The sequence below is a fragment of the Proteiniphilum sp. UBA5463 genome (assembly GCF_002427225.1).
GTDB lineage: Bacteria > Bacteroidota > Bacteroidia > Bacteroidales > Dysgonomonadaceae > Proteiniphilum > Proteiniphilum propionicum.
In genome coordinates, this window is sequence record NZ_DIQL01000054.1 from 15,163 (window position 1) to 15,368 (window position 206).

At 47.6% G+C, this 206-nt stretch carries 1 pseudogene; it reads left to right on the forward strand.

The window, feature by feature from the left end:
- Nucleotides 1-206 (forward strand): annotated as a pseudogene (locus B3B27_RS09180) (NADP-dependent phosphogluconate dehydrogenase); the annotation flags it as partial.

A 206-nucleotide genomic window follows, 5' to 3' on the forward strand; every position in this document is an offset into this window, starting at 1 on the left:
ACCGGAAAATGGACCGCCGTCACCGCGCTCGACCTGGGTATTCCTCTCACGCTTATAGGTGAATCGGTATTCTCTCGATGTCTCTCAGCCCAAAAGAATCTGAGGGTAAAAGCATCTAAAACCATCTCCGGTAAAAAACCGGAGTTCAGGGGTGATAAACAGCAGTTTATTGATGATCTGGAGCAAGCATTGTATGGTGCCAAGAT